This window comes from Streptomyces sp. NPDC012835, from assembly GCF_042900885.1.
GTDB lineage: Bacteria > Actinomycetota > Actinomycetes > Streptomycetales > Streptomycetaceae > Streptomyces.
Genome location: NZ_JBIBBW010000007.1, coordinates 119,491 through 140,671, shown reverse-complemented (window position 1 = coordinate 140,671; position 21,181 = coordinate 119,491). Strand labels below are relative to the sequence as shown.

19 protein-coding genes are annotated in these 21,181 nt (G+C 68.7%); 9 read left to right on the top strand and 10 right to left on the bottom strand.

Annotated features, from left to right (window positions below; translation table 11 throughout):
- Positions 1-479: 479 nt before the first annotated feature.
- Positions 480-2,153, bottom strand: coding sequence for a tyrosine-type recombinase/integrase (locus ACFY6S_RS26240; protein WP_388827384.1), 1,674 nt, complete (start codon positions 2,151-2,153; stop codon positions 480-482).
- Entirely contained in the window at positions 2,150-2,851 is a 702-nt protein-coding gene (locus ACFY6S_RS26235) for a helix-turn-helix domain-containing protein (RefSeq protein WP_388827387.1), read from the bottom strand. Before ACFY6S_RS26235 ends, ACFY6S_RS26240 begins: the two co-directional genes overlap by 4 nt.
- 94 nt (positions 2,852-2,945) lie before the next feature.
- Here ACFY6S_RS26235 and ACFY6S_RS26230 point away from each other — a divergent pair, with 94 nt between their 5' ends.
- The 6 genes from ACFY6S_RS26230 to ACFY6S_RS26205 all read left to right on the top strand — a co-directional run bounded on the left by ACFY6S_RS26230 (position 2,946) and on the right by ACFY6S_RS26205 (position 9,550).
- Positions 2,946-3,176 carry a hypothetical protein gene (locus ACFY6S_RS26230; RefSeq protein WP_388827390.1) on the top strand — a complete coding sequence of 77 codons (231 nt, stop codon included), beginning with the start codon at positions 2,946-2,948 and terminating at the stop codon, positions 3,174-3,176.
- Between the two features lie 233 nt (positions 3,177-3,409).
- A complete protein-coding gene (locus ACFY6S_RS26225) occupies positions 3,410-4,708 on the top strand; it encodes a DUF3631 domain-containing protein (protein ID WP_388827393.1) in 1,299 nt (432 codons plus the stop codon).
- Positions 4,709-5,221: 513 nt separating this feature from the next.
- Complete coding sequence (locus tag ACFY6S_RS26220; protein WP_388827396.1) at positions 5,222-5,980, top strand: DUF2637 domain-containing protein; 759 nt, start codon at positions 5,222-5,224, stop codon at positions 5,978-5,980.
- A gap of 323 nt (positions 5,981-6,303) precedes the next feature.
- Positions 6,304-6,864, top strand: a complete 561-nt coding sequence (locus ACFY6S_RS26215; protein ID WP_388827399.1) for a MobC family plasmid mobilization relaxosome protein — start codon at positions 6,304-6,306, stop codon at positions 6,862-6,864.
- The gene (locus ACFY6S_RS26210; protein ID WP_388827402.1) at positions 6,861-8,573 is read left to right on the top strand and encodes a mobilization protein; all 1,713 of its coding nucleotides are present in this window, start codon (positions 6,861-6,863) and stop codon (positions 8,571-8,573) included. Before ACFY6S_RS26215 ends, ACFY6S_RS26210 begins: the two co-directional genes overlap by 4 nt.
- A 107-nt stretch (positions 8,574-8,680) precedes the next feature.
- The gene (locus ACFY6S_RS26205) at positions 8,681-9,550 is read left to right on the top strand and encodes a ParB N-terminal domain-containing protein (protein ID WP_388827405.1); all 870 of its coding nucleotides are present in this window, start codon (positions 8,681-8,683) and stop codon (positions 9,548-9,550) included.
- 234 nt (positions 9,551-9,784) lie between these two features.
- On the opposite strand, the gene ACFY6S_RS26200 is transcribed toward ACFY6S_RS26205, so the two are convergent.
- The 8 genes from ACFY6S_RS26200 to ACFY6S_RS26165 form a co-directional block, all read right to left on the bottom strand.
- Complete coding sequence (locus ACFY6S_RS26200; protein ID WP_261339868.1) at positions 9,785-9,982, bottom strand: hypothetical protein; 198 nt, start codon at positions 9,980-9,982, stop codon at positions 9,785-9,787.
- A gap of 84 nt (positions 9,983-10,066) precedes the next feature.
- Positions 10,067-10,759 (bottom strand): restriction endonuclease, encoded by a 693-nt coding sequence (locus tag ACFY6S_RS26195; protein WP_388827408.1) that lies wholly within the window; start codon positions 10,757-10,759, stop codon positions 10,067-10,069.
- Between the two features lie 380 nt (positions 10,760-11,139).
- A complete protein-coding gene (locus ACFY6S_RS26190; RefSeq protein ID WP_388827411.1) occupies positions 11,140-12,156 on the bottom strand; it encodes a hypothetical protein in 1,017 nt (338 codons plus the stop codon).
- Positions 12,150-13,172, bottom strand: coding sequence for a glycosyltransferase (locus ACFY6S_RS26185; RefSeq protein ID WP_388827414.1), 1,023 nt, complete (start codon positions 13,170-13,172; stop codon positions 12,150-12,152). The genes ACFY6S_RS26190 and ACFY6S_RS26185 overlap by 7 nt, the downstream gene beginning before the upstream one ends.
- A 1-nt stretch (position 13,173) precedes the next feature.
- Positions 13,174-14,466 carry a serine--tRNA ligase gene (gene serS / locus ACFY6S_RS26180; protein ID WP_388827417.1) on the bottom strand — a complete coding sequence of 431 codons (1,293 nt, stop codon included), beginning with the start codon at positions 14,464-14,466 and terminating at the stop codon, positions 13,174-13,176.
- Positions 14,459-15,172 (bottom strand): histidine phosphatase family protein, encoded by a 714-nt coding sequence (locus tag ACFY6S_RS26175; RefSeq protein WP_388827420.1) that lies wholly within the window; start codon positions 15,170-15,172, stop codon positions 14,459-14,461. The genes serS and ACFY6S_RS26175 overlap by 8 nt, the downstream gene beginning before the upstream one ends.
- Positions 15,169-16,095, bottom strand: a complete 927-nt coding sequence (locus ACFY6S_RS26170) for an aminoglycoside phosphotransferase family protein (protein ID WP_388827423.1) — start codon at positions 16,093-16,095, stop codon at positions 15,169-15,171. Before ACFY6S_RS26170 ends, ACFY6S_RS26175 begins: the two co-directional genes overlap by 4 nt.
- Positions 16,095-17,342: a methionine adenosyltransferase gene (locus ACFY6S_RS26165; protein WP_388827426.1), complete on the bottom strand. Its 1,248-nt coding sequence runs from the start codon at positions 17,340-17,342 to the stop codon at positions 16,095-16,097. Before ACFY6S_RS26165 ends, ACFY6S_RS26170 begins: the two co-directional genes overlap by 1 nt.
- A 206-nt stretch (positions 17,343-17,548) precedes the next feature.
- On the opposite strand from ACFY6S_RS26165, the gene ACFY6S_RS26160 reads away from it, so the two are divergent.
- From ACFY6S_RS26160 to ACFY6S_RS26150, 3 genes are all read left to right on the top strand, one after another.
- Positions 17,549-18,772 (top strand): helix-turn-helix domain-containing protein, encoded by a 1,224-nt coding sequence (locus ACFY6S_RS26160; protein WP_388827429.1) that lies wholly within the window; start codon positions 17,549-17,551, stop codon positions 18,770-18,772.
- A gap of 10 nt (positions 18,773-18,782) precedes the next feature.
- Complete coding sequence (locus ACFY6S_RS26155; RefSeq protein WP_388827432.1) at positions 18,783-19,265, top strand: NUDIX domain-containing protein; 483 nt, start codon at positions 18,783-18,785, stop codon at positions 19,263-19,265.
- Positions 19,266-19,540: 275 nt separating this feature from the next.
- On the top strand, positions 19,541-20,920 hold the full coding sequence (locus ACFY6S_RS26150; protein WP_388827435.1) for an IS1380 family transposase: 1,380 nt from the start codon (positions 19,541-19,543) through the stop codon (positions 20,918-20,920).
- The last annotated feature ends 261 nt before the right edge of the window (positions 20,921-21,181 follow it).

Here is a 21,181-nt window from a genome sequence, read left to right as displayed (position 1 = left end):
CGGGGGCCCCCGGCGGCCGGCGCGGCCGCCCCCCACCCCCCCCCCCGCTCCGGGGCCCCGGACCGGCGCTCCTCGGGGGGGCCCCGGGCGCGCCCCCCCCCCCCCCCCTCTCTGTGTACCGCCCTGGTGCTCATAAGTGCCGGTCAACAGGCATTCAACGCTTGCCCGCTGCTTGCCCATTGCTCGCCCGGACCCTCTCGAACCGGTCGGCACGGCTTGACACTCGAACCTCCCTCCTAGTGGCTCTGACCTGCACAGACTGTCAATCCGTGGCACCACCTGATCATGGGCGACACGATCGCTTTCGTGCTCGTAATGCGTAGGTCTCGGGTTCGAATCCCGAAGGCGGCTCAGTTGAACCCCAGGTCACATAGCCCGTGACCTGGGGTTTTCTGTTGCTCGGGGCATGACGGGTCACACGGCCGGGTTGCCGTGATGTTGCTTGCGTGAGCGGTGCGTGAGTGGAGCCGCTCGGGGACCTACTTCGTGGGCTTGCGGCGGGTGGCCTTCTTGGCTGCCTTGGCCTGAGCTTTCGCCTTGTCCCTCTTCGGCTTGCCGCCGCCCTTGCTGCCCTTGCCGACGTCGGCCGCCTTGGCCGCAGCCTTCCTGGCCTTCCCCTTCTTCGCGGCCTTGCGCGCGGCCTTCTCGGCCTCGGCCTTGCGCTGGAGGGGGACGAGCTTCGCGGTGGCCTCGGCGGCACTCTTGCCGACGTGGGGGAGGACGCTCTGATAGATGTCCCGCGTGATGCGGGTGTCGCTGTGCCCAAGGGTGTCCGACACGATCTTGATGTCGATGCCGGCGGCGAGCATGAGGGTGGCCGCGCCGTGGCGCAGATCGTGCAGGCGGATCGGCGGGAGACCGGAGGCGGCGACGAGGCGCTCGAAGAGGTCGGTCACCTTGCCGGGGTGGAGCCAGGAGCCGTCTTCCTGCGTGAAGACGTGGCCGGTCTCGACCCAGGCTGTGCCCCATTCTTCGCGGGCCGTTTCCTGCCGTTCGCGGTGGCGCTTCAGAACGTCGACGGTGTCGTCGTCGAGGGCGACCACGCGGGAGCCGCTGTCGGTCTTGGGGTCGGACGCTTCCACCTCCCAGCCGTCCTGGACGAGTTGAGAGGAGACGGTGAGGAAGTGGGTGTCGAGGTTCGTCTCCGACCACGGCTGGCCGCACGCCTCGCCTCGGCGCAGGCCGCGGAACGCGATCAGGTGCCACATCGCGTACAGCCGGTCCTCGGCGACGAAGTCGAGGAAGGCACCGGTCTGCTGAGGAGTCCAGACCATCACGGGCGACGGCTTCTCGCCCGTCTGCTCCCACTTGGCGACCCGCTCGTCCGTCCACACGAGCGCCTTCGGCTTGCGCACGGGGTCGATCTCGACATGGGCGGCCGGGTTGAACGTGATGATCTGCTGCCCGATCGCGTCGTTCAGGGCGGCCCGGAGGGTGGCCTTTACATGCAGTCGCGTGGCAGGGCCGGTGACGCGCCGAAAGGGCGGCATCTCGTCTATCGCGGCTTTCATGGCCTTGCGACGAGCCCGGTTCCCGACGCCCTTCCACGGCACCGTCGCCAGCTCGTCGAGAGCGGCTCGCCGCTGGGCGTTGTCCTCCAGGATCTGGGCGTTCGCCTCGCGAATGTCGGTGAACATCTCGCTGAGGTGGCTGACGCGCAGCCGGTCCAGGCGCCGGCTGCCGATGCGCGGCTTCAGGTGGACGCGGATATCGGTCTCGTAGCGGTTGAGACCGGACTTGCGTATGCGCTTGCCGGCCAGCCACCGGTCGAGCCATTCGGCGACGGTCAGGCTGCCGATGAGGTCCTGACCGGAGTTGAGGCGCCGCCGCGTCTCCTCGACCTCGGGCAGAGATGACCGTTCTCGGCTGACCTCGGCCAGCATCTCGGCGATGAGTTCGGTGCCCTCGGGGTCGTCCGAGTCGGCGAGCCCGAGGAGAGCGCGTACGTGGTCGAGGTCGGCCTGGGCTGCCTTGAGACTCGCGTACCCGCCACGGGCGAAGGAGCGGCGGCTGCCGTCCTCGCGGGGTGAGAGCTCCTGGCGTACGGAGTAGGTGCAGTGGCTCCTGCTGTTGCGCTTGGGGCAGGAGGTGCCGAGTTCCTTGCCGGTCTTCGGGTCGCGGCAGGAGCAGCGGCGGTAGGTGGAGCCCTTCAAAGATCATTCTCCTCGCTGGTTTCGGGATCGCTCCCGGATGAGTCGATTACGTCGGCTAGGTCGGGCCACAGGAACGGGGGCGTGACGCCCTCTTCCTCGATGAAGGCGCGAACTCTGCGCAGGCGGTCTTCGGCGTCGTCGGCCGTCTCGGCGGCGCGGGCCTGGGAGCGGAGGGCCTCGGCCTTCCGGTCGGCATTCGGGGCGGTCTGGGCGTGGTAGCGCGCGTACTCCTCGTCGCGTCGCGCACTTCGCAGCCGCTCCTGAGCGGCGTGATGGGCTCGGAAGTAGCGGAGCATGTCGTCGTCCGCGCCGAGATCGGTCTCCTCCCCCGTGAACCAGCGCAGCGCATCCAGGGGTGAAGTGGAGTCCTGGAGCGGGAGCCGCTGCACGTCCTCGATGTAGCCCACGGGATAGAGGAGGCAGATGGGTGGGGTGTTCAGGGCTTCGGCCAGCACCATGACGTCGACCAAGGGCAGGTTGGAGCGGCGTCCGGACTCCATGTTGGCGATGACGTTGCGGGGGATCGGATGGCCGATCTCCGCGCACCTGTCGGCCAAGTCCTGTGCGCTCCAACCCAGTTCCTTCCGTCGTCTGCGGACCTCGGCGGCCACGGTGGCCATGACCTGGTCCACCCACTCCGGGACGTCGTCCTCGTCGTCGGCCTTGCTCGATCCATGGTGACTTCGGCGTTGTGTCATGCAGACACATTAGCTCGCTTAGTGTTGATTCCAAGACCTGGAGACGGACGCGGAGGTCGCGTTCGCCGTGGGCTCAGTCATGGATGGAGTGCGCATGCGCCAGAACGAAGACGCCGGAGGGGTGAAGGGGATGAGTCGCGAGGAGCTTCTGGGGCTCCCGGCGGCCGTTGACCTGGAGATGGGTAACCGCGCGCTGGGGCTCGGCCGGAGCAAGGGCTACGAGTTGGCCAAGCGCGGCCAGTACCCGTGCAAGGTGCTCAGGCTCGGGAACGCCTACCGGGTGGTGACGGCAGACCTGTTGGCCTTGCTGGGGCTGGCCGCATGAGGCACCTGATGCGCCGTAGGCATTTCTGCGCTGAGCTGACACAGAAGCGCTGGACTGTGGCGCGGCGTGGACGTACTGTCCGTGGTCGCTCGCGGTACCGAGACCCCCGCGAGAAGAGGGAGAGCCTCCGGCGGTGCAACGCCGGAGGCCCCAGGACTCCCCAGCAATCCCGTGAGATCCGACCCGGCGGCAAGGGCGTGCAAGCCCGCAGCCGCCAGACGAGGAGCCGCCCAGTGCAACCCGAGAACCCCGACTCCTATTCCACCCCCGCCCGAGCGGCCTGGCCCGCCACAGCCATCCCCGGCCGGCCCGGCGCTCATCTGGGTCCGGCCCAGGCCGCCCATGCCACAGCGGAGATGCACGATGGTCCGGCTGACGGCACCGAGGCGGATCCGGCAAGGAACCTGGAGACCATCTCCGACGCGGAGCCGACGCCAGGCTCGGAACTGCTGGATGAACTGCGCTCCCAGATAGCCCAGTTCGTGATTCCCCCCTCGTCCGAGGCTCTGGACGCGGTCACCCTGTGGGTGGCGGCGACGCAGCTCCAACCCGCCTGGCAGCACGCCCCACGGCTGGCAGTGGTGGGACCTGCGAAACGGTGTGGAAAGTCCCGGCTCCTGGACGTGCTGACCGAAACGGTCCACGAGCCGATGCTCACCATCAACACCACACCAGCGGCCATCTTCCGCTCGATCAACGAGGAGGAGCCGCCGACGCTGCTGGTGGACGAGGCCGACACCATCTTCGGCCCCAAGGTCGCGGAGAAGAACGAGGAGACACGCGGCCTCCTCAACGCCGGTCATCAGCGCGGCCGGTACGTCACCCGGGTCGTCGGCAACGACCACACCCCGCACAAGTTCGCCACCTTCGCCATGGCGGCCATCGCGGGGATCGGTGACCTGCCGGACACCGTCATGGATCGATCCGTCGTCATCCGTATGCGCCGCAGGGCCGAGGGCGAGAAGGTCAAACCCTTCCGCTCGCGACGCGACATCCCGGCTCTGCACGAACTGCGCGACCGTATCCGTGCCTGGGCTCTCCCGCTACTGGAGGACGCTTCGAGCCTGGAGCCGGAGATGCCGGTCGAGGATCGAGCCGCCGACACCTGGGAGCCTCTGGTGATCATCGCGGACCTGGCCGGCGGTCGCTGGCCACGGCTTGCGCGGATCGCGTGCGCACGGATGGTCGCGGCCGAGGTGGCAGCTGAGGAGGACCACCCGAGTGAGGCCCGCATCCTCGCTGACATCCGACGAGTCTTCTTCGCACAGCGGGAGGCGGACAGCCTGTCCACCGAAGACCTCCTGCACCACCTGAACGCGGACGCCGAAGCCCCGTGGGGAGAGCGTGGACGCCACGGCCTGACCTCCCGGGAGCTCAGCGGGATGCTGCGCGACTACGACATCCGGCCCGGCAACGTGCGCATGGCCGACCGGACTCAGCGCAAGGGCTACACGCGCAACAAGTTCCTGGACGCCTGGCGGCGCTACTGCCCGACCGTCCACCCGGTCGACGCTCGGCGCGGCGAAAGCTGACCCCCACCTCCCTGGTTGCCGTACTTGCCGTCCCTGCCGTGATCGTGCAGGTCAGGGCACACAGCAGCAAGACGGCAGCCGAGGGCAAGACGGCAGCACACGCGCCTGAGGACGTGCAGCCAGCAGGGGTACGGCGTCCAAATCCGTCTTGCCCCGTCCCAGGCGTCTTCGCCGTATCGCAGCAGGTCACAGTCCTGCTCGCTGGGACGGTTGCCGCGACCGGCCGTCCCAGCGGATGCAGGCGCCCGCACACGAGCCGGGGCGGATCCGCCTCATCCCTGTCCCGAGTCGGGACAAGACGCCAGAGCTTCTGCCAAGACGGCACGTCCAGCGCGCTGCCGTACCGCGCTGACCTGCACGTGCAACGCACAAGACGGCAAAGACGCCCCTCACCCACTACCCCAAGGAGATTCCCGCTTGACCGCCCCGCACCTCACCACGTCATCGCCGCAGACCTGAGATGACGTCCCAGCCGAAGGGCAGCGCCCGAAGCGTGCCGACGCAGAGCGGCTCGTGCTCGGCGCGGCCGGCATCGTCATCGTGGTTCTGACAGCCGGAGCGTTCTGGCTGTCCTACGCGCACCTCGCCGATGTCGCAGGCCAGCACGGGCTGGGCGCATCCCCCATCCGCCGATGGGCCTGGCCCGCCACCCTGGACGCGTTCATCGTCGCCGGTGAATTGCTCATGCTGCGGGCTGCGCTCCGGCGTACGACCGACCTCTGGGCGGTCGCCGTGACCGCTGCCGGATCGGTCGGCTCTATCGCACTGAACGTCGCTGGGGTCAGCGCCGCGGAGAGCGAGCGCAGTGTTCCGCTCCTCGACTACGTGGTCGCTGCCGTCCCTCCGGCCGCCGCGATGGTCGCGTTCGGCGTGCTGATGCGACAGATCCACCAGCTTGTGGCACCAACCGATGTCCCATCCGGTATCGGCTCCCTAGCTGTGCGGAACCGGCCGGTCGGTGAGCACGGCGAGGGCCGGCGGCAGGATGCTGCCGCCGAGGTTCCGCAAGCTTCTGGCGAGGAGCGGACGGAATCCACGTCTCCGGTGCCGAAGGCCAAACCAGTCGGCGGCCGTCCTCCGAAGGCGACCATCGAAGAACTGAAGGCCATCGGCCGGGTCGCCGGTCGCCAGCACGGCAAACTCACGCGTGGTCTGCTGCGAGATGCCGTGAAGGAACGGAACTTGACGATCGGAAGCGCGCGGCAGACCGAAGTCATGGAGTCGCTCCGGCCGGAACTCGAAGCCGCTGGCATCAAGGTCTCCGGAGGCTGACGCCTCGCGTGCTCGGGTGACCGGAACCTTTCCGGTCACCCGAGCACGCGCCGGTCGCCCCGCAGATCCCCACACCTGTGACAACGCGATGGCTCGCGCCGCCGGGTCGCCGTGATCCTGTCCGCCGAGCCGCATCTGGAGCATCTTCCGTGCAGCACAGCCAGCACCTACCTGACGACACCTCCGCTGAGCCGCCCGCCTCGGGACAGCCCCGTACGCTGCTGTCCCGACTGCGTCGGGCGTTCGGACGGACGGCCCCGGGCGGAGCCAGTAGTACCCCGAGTCCGACTCAAGGCCGGTCTTCGGGGATCTCCGCCCCGGGGGTGGCGGAGTCGGCCCAGCGCCAGGGGGCGCTTGGCCGGGAGGTCGGGGCCGAGGGCGGCCCCGACCCGGACGAGCTCCACGCCGTCCAGCAGCAGATCCTCAGCCCCGCACCCGCCACCGATCCGACAGCCGGCGAACGAGCACCGCAGAGCGTGCAACCAACGATCCGCCGCTTCACCGGCACCAAGCGGACCGCCCGTGTCGGACCGCTGCGCTTCACCGGCGACGAGCACGCCGCGCTCCAGGAGGCAGCAGCCGAGCACGGCTACAAAGGGGAATCCGGCTTCACCGCGGACATCGCCCTCGCCTTCATCACCGGCCGGTTCACGGCGAACCTGCCGCTGTCCGAGGACCGTCGCCGCACCCACATGTTCCGCGCCCAGGTACTGCGCGAACTCAACCGGATCGGCGTCAACGTCAACCAGATCGCCCGCGCCCTCAACAGTGACCTCACCCCACCCGACGTACGTCACCGTCTCGACGAGCTGCACCACCTGCTGGACCTGCTCGCCCAGGCCCTGCGTGCCCCCGCCGAGGCGGAGAAGGAGAAGGCCGCGTGATAGCCGCCATCAAACCGGCCGGTACCAACACCCGTGGCCTGCTCGCCTACCTCTACGGCCCCGGCCGCCACGACGAGCACCTCGACCCGCACATCGTCGCGGGCTTCGCCATGCTCGGTATGCCCGACCCCGGCCGGAACCCGGACGCCACCCTCACCCAGCTCGCCCACCACCTGGACGAGCCGGTGCATCTCCGGAACAGCGAGTTCGGGAAGAAGATCACCGACCACGTCTGGCACTGCCCCGTCCGCGCGGCCCCCGAGGACCGGCACCTCTCCGATAGCGAGTGGGCCGACATCGCCGAGCGCATCGTCGAAGCCGCAGGCATCGCCCCGCCTGGCGACGACCTCGGCTGCCGCTGGATCGCAGTGCGCCACGCGGACGACCACATCCACATCCTCGCCACCACCGTCCGCGAAGACGGCCGCCGTCCCAAGCTCCACGGCAGCGGCATCCGCGTCGGCGACGCCTGCCGCCAGATCGAGACCGACTACGGCCTGCGCCAACTGAAGAAGGGCGACCGCACCGCCGGAAAGCGCCCCGCGCAGGCAGAGATGCACAAGGCCCAACGCCTCGGCTGGGAGCAGACCAGTGGTGACTGGCTCCAGGACCGCATCCGCGCCGCCATCCCCCACGCCAGCAACGCCGAGGAACTCCTCGCCTACCTCGAAGCCGACGGCATCGCGATCAAACCCCGCCGCGGACCGTCCGGAGACCTCCTCGGCTACGCCGCCGGCCGCCCCGGCGACCTTAACAAGGACGGGAAACAGATCTTCCACCCCGGCGGAAGGATCGCCCCCGACCTCACCCTCCCCAAGCTCAAGGCCCGTCTGGAAACCACCGCACCCGAAGAACACTCCACCGCACGCCGACAGCGCCCCACCACCCCCTGGCACCAGGCCACCGACGCCCTCGACACCCTCCACCAGGGCACGACCGACGACACCCACACCCAGGCCCACATCACGGCGCTCGGCGAACTCATCGAGGCCACCGCACAGAAAGCCCCTGACCACTCCCGAGCCGAACTACGCGCCGCAGCAAAGACATTCGCCCGCGCCCAGCGCTCCCAGATCCGAGCCGAGCACCAGGCCGCCCATACCCTGCGCCGTGCAGCCCGCGACATCGCCTACACCGCCACCGGCCCCGACGGCAGCACCTTCGCCGCCCTGCTCGCCGCCCTCGTCTGGGCCACAATCATCGCCGCCCGCTGGCACGAGGAGAAGAACCACACCCACCAGGCCAAAGCCGCCCGCCAGACCCTCCACCACCTACACAACGCCGCAGACCACGCCCTCGCCCCGGTCATCGACAACCTCGCCGCTCGCCACCCGAGCGATCAGGCCAGCCGAACCCTGGCCCACGACGTCCGGGCCGCCGTCCCCGACCACGCCGACCGCATCCTCACCGACCCCGCCTGGCCGGCCCTCGCCACCGTCCTCACCGACGCCGAAGCAGGCGGCCACAAACCCCACCAGCTCCTCAAGGAAGCCGCCGCTCAGCGCGAACTCACGAGCGCCCGCCAGCCCGCCCGCGTCCTGATCACCCGCATCCAGCACACCAGCCGCAACCCCGCCCCCAACCCCCGCGCCGAAGCTGCCCGCCGCCGCTCCACCATGGCGCTCCTGCCAAGCGGACCTCAGGCCCGGCACCTCCAGCCCACCACCACACCCACGTCGCCCACCGATCAACGCCACCGACGCCGCTGACAGCCACAAGGAGCCCCTGTGACAGCCACCCAACAGCCACACACCACCACCACAGGCGACAACAAGGAGCCCGCCCTGAAGATCCACCCCGCCGCCGACACTTCCCGATGCTCGACCAAGACGAGCTGCTCGACCTCGCCGAGTCGATCAAGACCGAGGGCCAGCACGAGCCGATCGTCCTCGACCCCTACGGCGTCCTCCTCGACGGCCGAAACCGCCTCGCCGCCTGCAAGATCGCCGGAGTCGAACCCCGCTTCACCACCTACACCGGCACCGATCCCATGAGACTGATCACGTCCGGCAACCTAGTCCGCCGGCACACCAGCAAGGGCCAGCAGGCGATGATCACCGCCATGGCCTGTTCCGTTTCGGAACGCTCCCTGCGGAACCAGGCCAAGCACCATGGCCTCAGCCTCACCCGCCTGTCGAACGCCGCCACTGTCCTCAAGCACGCCCCTCACCTGGCCGAACAAGTCCGCGTCGGCACACTCGGCCTCGACGCCGCCTACACCGCCGCCCGCGAGCAGAGAGACCGGACTGCCGCACTCAAGGCCCAGTACGACCGCCTTCGCGAGCACGCCTCCGACCTCGCCGCACAGGTCACCGAGGGCCTCCTCACCTTCGACGACGCCACAGCGGCACTCGACGAGCGGCTGGAGACGGAACGGCTCCGGCAGCACGTGATCGATGCCGACACCCTGCGCCTCGCGGACGGCGACACCACTTCACCCCTGGCCGAGCTCGCCGAACGCGGCGACATAACATGGGGCCAGGCACACCAGCGCGCCGAAGAGTTCCTCGCCCACCGGCAAGACGCCATCGACCGGGCCCAGCACGCTCTCCAACTGATCGCCGAGAACTGGACTGCCGTCCAGGACCTCGCCGCCCGACCCGGCACTCAGCTCACCCGCGACATCCTCGGGGGACTTGCACCCGAAGTCCGTTTCCTGACCCAGCGTCTGATCGCCCTGGACTGAGCCATTGCAGCTCTCGGGGCTGGAGCGCCGCCGCCAGCCCCGAGAGCGATCGCTCATCCCACCGACTTCCCCACCACCTCCGTCAGCGCAGCAACCGCTCCCTCTCCGCACACCTCTGGCGCGGGCGGCTGGCCCCGATCCCACACTCCAGGACGTGGCATGGGCGAGGCGGAGGTTCGACCTCGACGCAACCGGCGCGTATGCCGACTGCGGCAACGGCATGCCCGGGAAGCATCAGGGGCTGCCGGACTGCGAGATGCCGCGCGCAAGTTGGGTCACTATGTCCAAGACGCCCTGACCGAAGGCTGTCGGAGCAACCAGCACTCCGAAAACGAGCACAATGATCACGGTCGCCTTCTCATCTAATCGGCTTCGGGCCTGGGTACGTCGACGAAGGCGTAGGACGATGATGACGGCCAGCAGGACCGCCATGTTGATGGTCAAGATCACGCTGCACGCCCTCCCGGCAAGCAATTCATCAGACACCTCCGCTTTCCTGCATCACGTTCCGATGCATCAGGACAGCGCCGAAGGGCGGCGCGGTGGTGGGATGCGGTCAAGCAGGTCCCACAAGGGTCGGGATCCCGCAGCCCACTCACTGAGCACACGGCGGTCGACGAGGTGGATTCGGTGCTGCTCACCCCAGGGGATCGCCTTTGAGGAGAAGCGGCCGTTGGTGAGGACGACCGCGACCTCCGCACCGTGGATCTGGCGTGCAGTGCCGTTGACCTGCTGTAGTACTCCGACGCCCACAGCAGAGCCTCGATCCCCGTCACGGCGGTGCTTGCACTGGATCGCCCAGACTCGGCCGGCGGGGTCGACTGCGCGCACGTCGCACGCGTTGTCCCCGGCGCCGCCCAGCCGCTCGGCGTCGCACCCGTCGCGGCGCATCAGGTCCCGTACGGCAAACTCGAACGCGCGGTGATCCAGCCCGTCCAGCTCAGCGATCCTCAGCCGCAGGGCTGCCGCACGGACGCGTGCCCATTCCGCCCTCTGCTTGGTCCTCTGGTACCAGAAGCCACCGATGATCATGGCGACGACGGCCGCGAGGACGAGAACCCACCAGTGCGTGAGCAGCCACTGCACGATGGCGGCGATCAAGCCGATCACCGCCACGGCACCGAATACCAGAACGATCTGTTCGTCCTGTCTCTTGGAACGGCGGACCCGCCGACGCCGCACAGTACGCCGCGCCGGGCGGCGGCTCATCGAGTCTCGCCCAGCTGCGCCGAGGCGGAGGTAGCGGACAGGTGCGCCGTGCACGTGGCACCGTCTGCTGCGGCTGATCCCACATGCCACCGTGTCTGCGCCCACACCGGGACGTCACCCCGAACGTGGTCCGCAAGCTGAACCGCCATGAAGGAATTCCCCCTCTATCCAAGGCCGTTAGTGCATCCCTGCGCCGGTCGTATGACAGCACGCACCACCGACAGTATGTAAGAAGTCGATCACCGGGAGTGATGGGTTTTCGGTCAGGAAAACCCCGCGCCTCATCCGTCGCTCGTCGTTCGACCTGCGTGTCTACGGCTCGACCTACCAGCTTCGGCCGTTTCGAGGCTTGGGGCGAGGACGAGCGATGCACACAACTGCTATGCCGCCAGGGCCGAGCGCGCCGCTTGCCCCTCTCCCTCGATGACGCGAGCGATCTCCGGCCACGGAGCGCGCAAGGCGCCGAAGAGCGACCAGTAGTCGTAGACGGCTCGAACCATGGCACTGACACCGAGGCGGGCGGCTTCGGGATCGATGGCGCCTATGACGCGCCGTGTGATTCCGCCGGCACCCCGGGCTGCGGGGGCGATCCCGTGGCCGAGCAGGAGTGTGGCGGTACGGATGGCATCCAGCGTCGATGGTGTCGCCATCTGCGCGAAGCGCCCGAAGATCAGGGGGTGCCAGCTCGCCCTGGTACGCGCCCAGGCCAGGCGTTCCAGCCCAGTGCCGAGGTCAACGGCCATCCGGTCCGGGTGATCCGTGTTCCACAGGAGGACGATGTCTCCGAGGGTGAGGTCCAGGTGGCGGAAGCGCAGTGTGATGCCTTCGACCTGCCGTCGGCGCCACGGGGTGAGCGTGCCGTAGACGCTCAGGTGCCGTGCGTGGAAGCCGAGTTGGGAGAGGACGGTGAGCCAGCCGTCGAGGATGGCGCCGTACTCGTCCAGGCCGCCTATGGGTTGGACTCGGGAGACGTTGACGAAGGAGGTCAGGAAGCCGTCCATCAACTGGCCTTCCGCGTCCCGTTGGCCGGTGAAGCGGACGACCGGCTGCGGGATGAATCCGCTTCTATACGTGCGGGGTTGGCCGTCCTTGAGGACCGGGTCCAGGGCCTGGATAGCGGAGATCGTCAGTTCGGTCTCCCTGCCCCACCGGAGTGGGAGGCAGGCGTCACGTGGGGCGCCGTCCCGCGCGAAGCCGGCTTCCAGGGAGTCGAGGATCTCCCTCCACGTGGGTGATTTGCGTGGCGGCTGGTAGGGGCTGACCCGGTGAGGGTGAAGAATCTCGATGTGGGGGCCGTCGGCGGTGAACTCCCAGTGGGGGCCTAACGCGGCGCTCAGTACGCCGGGTATCCGCTGGGCCAGGTCGTCTCCGACGGTGCCGGCGGCGCGGGTCAGCACGATCGGGCCGACATCGCCTGGAAGTGGCGCACCGGGTCGAAGCGCTGCATTCCGATCGCCTGGACGCGCTGGTGGTCGAGGCTTTCCGCCTGTTCGATCGCGTCGGCGAGCCTTCGCGCCGCGGTCTCGTCTTCCTCCCTGGGGTCGACGACCGCGACCGCGCCCGTCTCGTCGCACAGGGCGGCGTGGGCGCAGGTTCCTTCGCGCCAGGTCAGGGCGGCCATGGGGGTGCCGGCGCGGAGGGATTCTCCGAAGACCGCGGCACCGGCTTCCACGTACGGCCGGGCGTACGTGTAGACGAAGACCGAGGCGTCGGCGATGGCTGCGGTCTTGGCGGGACCACCGAGTTCGCCGATCCACTTCACGTGGTCGGCGCTGAAGAGCCGTTCGTGGCGTCGCACGTACGCCTCGTCGAAGACGGGGCCGACGATCCGAATGCGGCGCCCAAGGATCTGGGCCGCCCGCACGGCGATGTGCGGTGCCTTCTCCTCGTCGATCCGGCCGAGCCAGACGAGCTCGGTGCCCGCGGTGGCCGGCGGCTCCTCCTCGTCGAGGCCGAGATGGACGGCGAGCTCAGGGATCGGCTGGTGGTCCGCGTACCGTTCGATCATCTCGGGCGAGTAGCAGTAGAGCCGGGAGCGCTGGCCGTCGAAGGCGGTGCCGGTGTGCTGGAAGACGGGCGAGTGCTGGAAGGTGGCGACGTCGCAGTCCAGCTCATTCCAGGTGCGCGTCCACGCGGGAATCGACGGGTATTCGTGGCCGACGACCAGGAGGTCGTACCCCGTGTCGCGCAGCTCGCGCTCGGCGAGCGATCCGGTGGAGATGTCCTCCAGGCGGACCGGCTTGCGGACCCAGTCGTGCTCCAGGTCCGTGAGCCAGCCCGGCCCGAGGAGGTGTACGTCGGCGCCTGCGGCACGGGCGCCTACGGCGACCGCCCACAGCCATCGTTCGATCCCGCCGTAACCGGCGGGTGGAAAGGCGTAGCTACCAGGGAAGTCGCAGACGCCGACGAGCACGTTATGCCTCCGGTGTTCCGTCCGCCGAGACACGGCGGAAGCCGAGATACGGGAAGAGTGATTCGGGCAGGACGATCGAGCCGTCCTGCTGCTGGCACTGCTCAAGGAGCGCGGCCAGAGTGCGGCCGACGGGCAGACCGGAGCCGTTGAGGGTGGCGACGAGCTTGGGCTTGCCGTCCTCGCCGCGGGTCCGGATGTTCGCCCGGCGGGCCTGGAAGGTGCCGAAGTTAGAGACCGAGGAGATTTCGCGGTACGTGTTCTGGCTCGGGATCCAGACCTCGATGTCGTACGTGAGCTGGGCGGAGAAGCCCGTGTCGCCGGCGGGCAGCTTGATGACCCGGTAGGCGAGGCCGAGTTCCTTGAGGCACGCCTCGGCGTGGCCGACCATCTCCTCCAGCTCGGCGTCCGCCGTCTCCGGGTCGACGATCTTGACCATCTCGACCTTGGCGAACTGGTGCTGGCGGATCAGACCACGGGTGTCGCGGCCGTACGAGCCGGCCTCCGAGCGGAAGCACGGAGTGTGCGCCGTGAACGCAAGCGGCAGCTCGGCGGGCGGGATGATCTCGTCCGCGTAGAGGTTGGTCAGCGGAACCTCGGCCGTCGGGATGAGGAAGAGCTCCCGGTCGGCGACACCGGTCTTGAACAAGTCCTCCTCGAACTTCGGGAGCTGGCCGGTCCCGGTCATCGTCTTGCGGGTGACCAGGTACGGGACCGCGTACTCGACGTACCCGTGGCGGCGGGTGTGGAGGTCGAGGAAGAGTGTGGCCAAGGCCCGCTCCAGAGCGGCGCCGGCGCCGCGGGAGACCGCGAAGCGCGGGCCGGACAGCTTGGTCGCGCGGCCGAAGTCGAGGATGCCGGTGGCCTCTCCGAGATCGACGTGGTCCTTCGGCTCGAACGGAAACGCGGGAGGCGTGCCGATGCGCCGAATCTCGATGGCGAACTCCTCGGAGTCGCCATCAGGCGCCGAGTCGTCCGGCAGGTTCGGGATGCTCAGGAGCAGATCACGGAGCTGGGCTTCGATCTCTTCCTGCCCCGCTTCGATGTCGCGGACCTGCTCCTTGATCTCGCGGGCGCGCTCCTTCAGCTTGCTGATGTCGCCGCCCTGCTTGGCCGTCTGCTGAACCTCAGTCGCCACCCGCTTGGACTCGGCCCGCAGCTCGTCAGCCGAGCGGATGTTCTGGTTCCGACGAGACTGGAGCGACTCCAGCTCGGACAGGTCCAGGGAGTAACCGCGACGAGCGAGCCGACGAACCGCTTCGGCACCCATTTCAATCAGGGCGCGGGCATCATGCATGAGGAAGATCCTTCTGATCCGGCGAGTGGTGGGATACGGGATCGACGGTAGCAACCGCGGCCCCTTCGCCGATCCGGATTACCTGCCTGTCACCAGAGCCGACCGCGTGATCGAGAACGCCGGTTTCAAGATCGCCCATCAGGGCCCCGACGAATTCCGGCAACTCGTCATCGGGGATGGCGACGGGCTCGATGTACGGGGCTTCCGGGAAGAAGAGGGGCATGGCCCCGCCAGGAGTCCGTTCGCGGTGCCACAGAAGCACGGAGACCAACAGGCCGTGTGCCACCAGGACGCGGGGGCCGGGGTGCTCCAGGGCCGCGAGCAGCCCGGTGAGCATCCTGCGGATGCCCTCGCGCTGCGACTCGCTGCCGCCGGGCGGGCGCTCGTGGGCGCCGTGCCCGTCGAGCCAGACGGCGTATTCCAGGAACGGGTTCCCCTCGAATTCCCCATAGTCGAGTTCATTCAGCCGAGGATCGGTGATCAGTCCCGGCCCGGGGACTCCCATCAGGAGGTTGGCGGTCTGCTGAGCGCGGGGGAATTCGCTGGCCAGCCACGTCTTCACGCTGTGGAGGGGGACGCTGCTCCATCCCCTGTTCAGCGACCGGCGGCCCTCCTCGCTCAGGCGGATGGGCCTGGTCGGATCGCCGTTGACGAGATAGCGCCGGCTGTAGTTCGTCTGTCCGTGGCGGAGGACGTACGTCGTCATGATCGGTTCCTTGGGGTCGGCGCCGACAGCCATGCGAGGACGTCGGCCATCCTCGGCGCGCGCGGATCATCGGTGTCGAGGTAGAAGAGCAGGCCGTCCAGGGCCAGGGCCCTGCACCATGGCGCGAGGACGGGCACGGGGATGCGGGAGATCCGGGCGGCTGTGGCCAAGCGAGCGTCCGTGCCGTGTCCGAGGTCGTAGTACACGGTCCAGAAGGCCCAGTCGAAGGCCGCGTCGCCCACCATCGGGAGGGGATCGATCAGGCGGGGGTGGCCCAGCCAGTCGAAGAGGACGTTCTCTCGGTAGAGATCCGCGTGCAGGACGGTGGATCGAGCGGAGTCCTCCTCCAGGGCCACCAGGGCCGGGAGGGCTGCGTCGACGTGCTCCTGCCACGGGCTGACGTCGACCGATTCCAGCCGGCGCCGCACCCTGGGGCGTACATCCTGGTGGAGGTACGCGGTCAGGGAAGGAAGGTCACGCGGCCGGCGCCGACGGCGGCCGAAGGTGTGGAGGCCCTGGAGGGCGGCGGCCACGGTCGGAAGCTCGCGAGGCGGTCGTTCACCGCCACCGGGGCTCCCTCCGATCATTTCCAGGGCCGCCACGGCCAGGTCGTCCGCCGCCTCGACGACGCCCGCCGTCGGCCCGCCCGCCCACAGGCGTAAGGCATTGACCTCGTTGCGGAACCGGGTGGGATCGGCCCACGCCTTGAGAAGCAGCGGGCGCCCGTCGAAGGTTCCGGCCGTGACGAGCACCGAGGCATGTCCGGCGTCGTGGTAAGCCCCTAGCGTGAGCTTCCAGCGCTCCGCCGCGCGCTCCATCAAGGTGGGCACGGCGTCGAGCCAGCCGGAGACTCCCGGGCCGTAGTGTGTGACCAGCCGCCGTCGGCATTCCTCGGAGACCTCGCCGAGCGTCCGCTTCTCCATCAGCTCAGCACGATCCCGTCGGAGACCAGCTCGTCCGTGAGGGCGGGAAAGCCCTCCAAGGATTCCGCGACGAGGGCTTGGACCTTGTCAGTCTCGACCTCCGGGGAGGACAGCCGGACCAGGATCCGCCACGGCTGGTCGAGGCGCTGGCCGGTGGTGCTGACGAGGTGCACCTCCGCGTGCCCGTCGGTGGCCTCGTGCAGCCGCTGGGCCAGGCGCTGGGCGGCGATGTTGTAGAGCTTGCCGACGTGGTAGACGGGGTTCTTGCCGTTAACACCCTCCAAGTTCATCGGCCGCAGTGGCGTGATCAGTCCGTTGACTCGGTTGCCGCGGCCGACGACGCCCTCGTCGCCGGACTCGATCGAGCTGCCGGTGTAGGTGAGGTACAGCTCGTCCTTCTCCGGCACGTCGCGCGCGTTGAGCCGGAAGCGCGTCTCGGCTCCGGGCAGACGGAGGTCGGCCAGCCGGTGGCACTCGGCGAGGACGCTCTCGGTGTTCCGCACGTACTCCGCGCGGCTGGCGACGAGCCGCGACTTCTGCGGGACGCAGAGGACGACGTCCGCCTGCTCGCCGTCCCAGTAGCCCATGAGCTTCACGTCCGATCCGCACCAGGCATGGGAGAGGGTGAAGTCGCTCTCCCCGGAGAAGTGGTTCACCAGCTCGCGGACGAACGACTCGAAGGGGTTCTCCGGCGCCCAGCCGGTTCCGAGGGAGGTGTCGTTCGACAGCCGGACCCGGCGCTCACGCAGGTCGTCGATGGAACGAGGGTTGAACCAGCGGGTGCGGTCCGGCACCGCGTCACCGGTGAGGACCGCTCCGGGGCTGGAGTTGCTGGTGATGTTGAAGGTGATGTTGAGGTGCTCCGACACCTCCGGGAGCCGCTCGGCGAAGAATGCCCTGACCTCGGCCTCGACGATCTCCTCGACGGGGATCTTCTCGCCCCCGCACATGGGCGCGGCCCGCCCGTTCACCAGGACGCGCACAGGGGCTGTCATGCGGCCGGCGCCGTAGCGGACCTCGCTGGCACCGCCGAGGAGGGCGAGCTTGTCGAAGTTGTGGTGCAGCACCGCGCCGAAGCGCTCGACGGTGTAGCGGCTGTACGCGCGGGATAGCCGCTCGGCGAGGTGATCGGCCAGGGTGTCCGGGTGACCGAGCCCCTTCCGCTCGACGATCGTGGTCGCACCGGGCTTGGCGGCGCCCGTCTCAATGGACAGGTAGCCACCCTCGGTCGTGATGGTTTCGCGCATGACAAACTCCGATCTCTCGGCCTGAGGAAGACGGGTGGGACGGATGAACGTCCTTGGTCAAAGCCGTTTGCCACGAGCTGAGTTGCTCGCATCGCCCTGCGGCGCTCTCGGTCTGCTGCGACAGTAGCCAGGGCACCCCAAGGCACCCCGGAAAATCCTTCCGGGGTCCACTTCGGCCACGAGGTGATGATCAGGACATGCGCGGGATGACACAGAACCTGACCATCGGGGAGCGCGTCGCCTGGTACCGGCGTCGGCGCGGCCTCTCCCAAGAGGTCCTGGCCGGCCTTGTCGGCCGGACGACGGACTGGCTGAGCAAGGCGGAGAACAACAGGATCGAGCTTGATCGCCTTTCGGTGATCACCTCACTCGCCGACGCGCTCGACATCTCCCTCGGAGACCTGCTCGCCGAGCCGACCCTCATGGAGTGGTCCGCCGACAGCGGGCGCTGGACCGTCCCTGCGCTGCGCGAAACACTCATGGACTACAAGCAGCTCACCCCTTTACTGAGCCTCGCAGCCGAGGATGAGCCACCTGCCCTGCAGGACCTTCGAGGCAACGTGCGCGATGTGCTCGATGCCTACCAGGCATCCCGGTACGGCTTTGCCACCCGACGTCTCCCCCTTGTCCTGGCCGATGCCCTCGCCGCGTCCCGCGCCTCCTCGGGGCACGAGGCGGAGGAAGCCCACGCGCTGCTAGCCCTCGCCTACCACGGGGCGGCCATGGTGCTGGGCAAGCTGGGAGAGCCCGAGCTGGCATGGATCGCCGCGGACCGGGGCCTGGCAGCAGCGCAGTCCAGCGGCCGCAGCGAGGTTACGGGATCGCTCTTCCGAGCAGTCACGCACTGCCTCCTGGCCACCGGGCGCTTCACAGCCGCGGTCCAGCTGGTGAACGACGCGGCAGCCGTCATGCAGCCCGATTTGGGCGACGCCAATAACGAATACCTCTCGGTGTACGGCACGCTGTTCCTCACCGGCGCGATGGCTGCCGCGCGGGCAGAGGACCGGGCGACCACGCAGACCTTCCTCCGCGAAGCCGACGAGGCCGCGCAACGACTCGGCACCGACGCCAATCACATGTGGACGGCCTTCGGCCCGACCAACGTGGCTATCCACTGCGTGGCCACCGCCGGCGAACTCGGCGACATCCAGATCGCCGCAGATCTGGGCTCACGCATCGACACGACCGCCCTGCCGGTGGAGCGGCGCGTACGACACAGCCTCGAAGTCGCCAGGGCGCTGAGCTCCTGGAACCGCACCGACGAAGCCCTGGCCGTCCTGCTGGAAGCCGAACAGGCCGCCCCCGAGCAGGTGCGCCACCACTACCTGAGCCGGGAACTGGTCATCGGCTGGATACGTGGCACCAGAGGCCGGCCCGCCCATCCCGTGGCGGACCTGGCCCGCAGACTGGGCGTCGTCTCCGGCAGCTAGAGTCCGAACCGTGAGCGAGAACGAGCACGAAGCGAAGATGGCCCGCCCCCGCATGGCAGCCGGCGCTCTCTTCTTCGACGAATCCGATCGAGTCCTCCTCGTCGAACCTTCCTACAAGGACTACCGCGACATCCCAGGTGGCTACGTCGAAGAAGGGGAGTCACCACGGCAAGCCTGTGTACGCGAGGTCCAGGAGGAACTCGGCATCGCACCACACATCGGTCGCCTCCTCGCCATCGACTGGGCGCCGAACCAGGGAGAGGGCGACAAGGTCCTTTACCTCTTCGATGGCGGTCGCCTGAGCGTTGAGCACCGGGAGCAGATCACACTGCAAGCGGACGAGCTCAGCGGCTACGCCTTCCACAACCCCGACCAAGTGCCCGGGCTCACCATCCCCCGCCTTGCACGCCGAATCGCAGCGGCCATCCAGGCCCGAGCAAACGACCTGACCGCCTACCTCGAACACGGCCAGTCAGTCGAGACGGAGACCTGACTGTTCCGTGCTTCTGCGACCCTGCTGGTCAGGGTTGGTCGTGCGAGCTGTAAGCGCCATGGGAGACGGTCGGCCGTCGCGGAGCACACTGCTCCGCTTCGCCACCTGACAGACGTGTCACGCTGTTCGTGATCACCTCTGGCCCAAGACTAGCCTCGCGCTTTCATGAGCGCGCTCGTCCATACCTTGATTAAACAAGCGGAGAGTGCTTCTGACCTGCAACGATGGGACTTGTCGAGGGTCCTGTCAGCTGCGAGGAAAGAAGCACTCTCCAGGTGAGTAAGCGTATCGGGTTGTACCCGCGTGTCCGCGTCGAGGGCGGTGGCCGCGGGACGGTCTCGCAGGCCGGGTCGGTGCTGCTGGTCGAGACGGTCCGCAAGGTGGGCCTGGACACCTCGACATCGGCGGCACTGGCGCCGTGGCGCAAGCCGAGGACAGTGCACGATCCGGGCAAGGTCCTGCTGGATGTGGCCCTGGCCGTCGCGCTCGGCGGCGACTGCCTGGCCGACATCGGCATGCTGCGGGCCGAGCCCGACGTGTTTGGGCCGGTGGCCTCGGATCCGACGGTTTCCCGTCTCGTCGACGCGCTCGCCGCAGCCGGGCCGAAGGCCCTTACCGCCATCCGGGACGCATGCTCCGAAGTGCGGTCGCGGGTCTGGGAGTTGGCCGGTGCGGACAGCCCGGCCGCCGACGGCCAGGTGATCGTGGACATCGACGGTGTGCTGGTCCTGGCGCACTCCGAGAAGCAGGATGCCACCGCGACCTGGAAAAAGACCTTCGGCCATCACCCGCTCGTCGCGTTCGTCGACCACGGCCCAGCCGGGTCCGGGGAGCCGGTGGCCGCGCTGCTGCGGCCCGGCAAAGCGGGCTCCAACACCGCGAGCGATCACATCGCGACCACCCAACTCACCCTGGCACAACTGCCGAAACACCTGCGGCGGGGCCGGCAGACACTGATACGCACCGACTCCGCCGGCGGCACCCACGCCTTCCTCGACTGGCTCACCAGGCCCGGCCGGTGGCTGTCGTATTCCGTCGGAATGACCATCACCGACGCCATCCACCAGGCCGTCCTGAAGATCCCGAAGAAGGCATGGACACCGGCCTACGACGCCGGCGGCGCCGAGCGGCCCGGAGCCTGGGTCGCAGAGATCACCGACATGCCCGACCTGAGCTCCTGGCCGAAGGGCATGCGGCTGATCGTCCGCAAGGAAAGGCCGCACCCAGGCGCCCAGTTGCGCTTCACCGACCTCGACGGACTGCGGCTGACCTGCTTCGCCACCAACAGCAAAGGCGGCCAGCTCGCCGACCTCGAACTGCGCCACCGACGGCGGGCCCGCTGCGAGGACCGCATCCGAAACGCCCGCGACACCGGACTGCGCAACCTCCCCCTGCACGACACCGCACAGAACCAGATCTGGCTGGAGATCGTCTCCCTCGCACTCGACCTCCTCCCCTGGATGCCGATGCTCGCCCTGACCGGCAAGACCCGCCGCTGGGAACCCAAGAAGCTCCGCCTGCGCTTGTTCTCCGCCGCCGCCCGTCTCGTCACCACCGGCCGCCGCCGCCGGCTCCGCTTCACCACCCGATGGCCCTGGACCGACGAGATCACCCAGGCAACCGACCGGCTCAATGCCCTGCCGAGCCCCGGCTGACCAGCCACTCCGGCCGCCCCAACGATCCGCACCACCACACCGGGAAAGTGGAACCCGGCGCCCACCCGACGCGACACTCGGGCTGTCGGCCTGCCCACACTCGGCCACCGAAAGCCAAACGGTCCGCCAACTCCGTCGGCGGACCGTCAAGAAAGATCGAGGCTAGGCCGTGTTGGTTGCGCCGCTACCTCGCAGCAGCATGACCGACGGTCGTTCACGCAGGAGCAAGACTCAGCAGGTACGGCGGGATAGAATCCGCCA